The sequence below is a fragment of the Mesorhizobium sp. M7A.F.Ca.ET.027.03.2.1 genome, from assembly GCF_003999175.1.
Classification (GTDB): domain Bacteria; phylum Pseudomonadota; class Alphaproteobacteria; order Rhizobiales; family Rhizobiaceae; genus Mesorhizobium.
In genome coordinates this window covers 1-2,065 of sequence record NZ_RZOM01001090.1, presented here as the reverse complement: position 1 = coordinate 2,065, position 2,065 = coordinate 1, and the positions used below count along the sequence as shown (strand labels likewise).

The window sequence follows — 2,065 nt, the reverse complement described above, 5'->3', positions numbered from 1 at the left end:
GATCACGCACATCAAGAAGTTCGTGGGCACCGAAACCCTGGTAGACGACTTTGGACTGATCGCCGACATTCTTGGCGAGCGGATGGGCTGTTTCCTTTTCCAGCTCCCGCCCAGCTATCGCTTCACCGAGGAAAGGCTCAGCGCCATTTTGAGCCAGCTCGACCACACGCGGCGCAACGTCGTGGAGTTTCGTCATGCCAGCTGGTGGAATGAGACCGTCTATTCCGCCTTCCGCGAGAGCGGCACGATATTCTGTTCATCCAGCGGTCCACGTCTCCCGGACGTTCTGGTTCGCACAGCCGACGATATTTATCTCCGAATGCATGGCCCGGAGCGCTGGTATCGGCATGACTATTCGGAAAGCGAGCTAGCCGAATGGGCCGAGAGGATCAAGAACAGCGGTGCGCGGAGAGCATGGGTCTATTTCAACAACGACTATGAAGGTTTCGCGCCAAAAAATGCCGTGACGATGCGCCGGTGGCTTGAAAAGGCAGGTTTCGATCTGCCCTGCGTGAGGTCAAGCAATCCGGGACTGTCGGGTGGCGGCGGATAAGTTCGCAAGACGTCAGTCGGGAGCCTCCCTTGACCGCGCACTGGCCCGTACCCGCCTCAACGACGCTCGGCTCTTCGGTTCGATCGAAGCGGATCGAACGCGAAATCCGGACTCGATCGTCTGAAGCCACCAGAAAGTGCTTCACGATCGAACCCGGAGTTATCAGACTCCTCATGTCGGAGGGCCAGCACGGGCGAGTTCATAATAGTCTGCGCGAGGATCGCTACCTTGCTTGAGAGGCCAACACATTCCCGGTGCTTCGAGCTTGGAGGACACAACCTGTCGATTTCATGCCGCGAGCGTCACAAATGACTCACAGGATCGTCGCCTCAAAGCTCGAGAAATCGGAATGGAATGTGCATAAATACGGACCGCTCGAACCTCAGCTCGGATCGAAATGAACCGGGACTATCTGCCGGCCAATAACGTCGGTTAGCTGCAAGTTGCCCAGCGCGGGTAGACAGATGGTCCTACGGGTTGAGGAGGAAAAGGCCGAGCCGCACTACGCCAGCCCAGCCGATCGAGAACGATGCATAACGTCAGCCCGAGCGACCTGGCCACAACCAACCGGCGTGTCGCCGAGACCGTTGGAGCGCCGTTACCGCCGCGCACATCATCATAGGTCGACTGTCTGGCCTGTGCAACGGACCTGCTGCACAGATGGGTCACGCCGCCTTGCGCTTTTGCCCCTTGGTGAGCAACGCGGTGATGAACTTGTCCCACTTCTTCATGCCGGCGCGCTTTTCCGGCATGTAGTTCCACCTGTCATAGTTCTTCGAACTGACATCATGCAGAGCATGATTCTGGATGCGATCGCGGATTTCCTTCGTCACCCCGGCTTTGCCAGCGAGTGTCTTCCAGGTGCGCCGCAGATCCCGATTGGTCACAACCGGGATAACGCCACGCTCGCGCTGCCTCCAGATGAAGCTGTAAAGGGTGTTGTGGCTAACCGGAACGGACGGGTCGTTCGCTGAGGGGAAGAACCATCCATATTTGTTCGGCTTGATGGAATTGATCAACTCGGCGGCCAGCGCAGGAACGGGTATCGCGTGCGGCCGGCTGTTCTTCGTCTTTGACCAGTCGATGATTGCCTCAGCTGCATCCCACTGATCGACGTGCAGTCGTGCAATCTCTTCGACGCGTTGTCCCGTCAGCATCAGGATGCGGATGGCGCGGGCGTAGGGCGGATGCACGGGAGTGTCGGGGCATTCGAGCCAGCGATACAGCCGGACATACTCGTCCTCATCGAGCCAGCGGGTGCCGACATTCTTTGGTTCGGTCGGGATGCCCGCCGCCGGGTTGTAAGCAAGCCGGAAGCGGCGAGGGGAGCTGTTCCGATAATCATGCTCGGATTTCATGCCCCAACTATAGGCGGAACGGACGTAGCTTCGGACATGATCCGCCATGACCCGGGCTCCGCGCTCATAGATGGGGCGGATGACGTTTGCGACTTCATCGGGTTCGATCTCGCGCGCAAGCCGATTGCGCCCGAGTGTGTCGGCAACCTTGTTC

Annotated in this window: 2 protein-coding genes; one reads left to right on the top strand and one right to left on the bottom strand. The window is 58.7% G+C overall.

The window, feature by feature from the left end:
* Positions 1-553, top strand: a 553-nt coding sequence (locus EN750_RS31540; protein WP_145968098.1) for a DUF72 domain-containing protein, incomplete at its 5' end; no start/stop codon positions are given.
* 665 nt (positions 554-1,218) lie between these two features.
* Here the strand turns inward: EN750_RS31540 and EN750_RS31535 are convergent.
* The coding region (locus EN750_RS31535) for a site-specific integrase (protein ID WP_127399040.1) at positions 1,219-2,065 on the bottom strand (847 nt) is incomplete at its 5' end.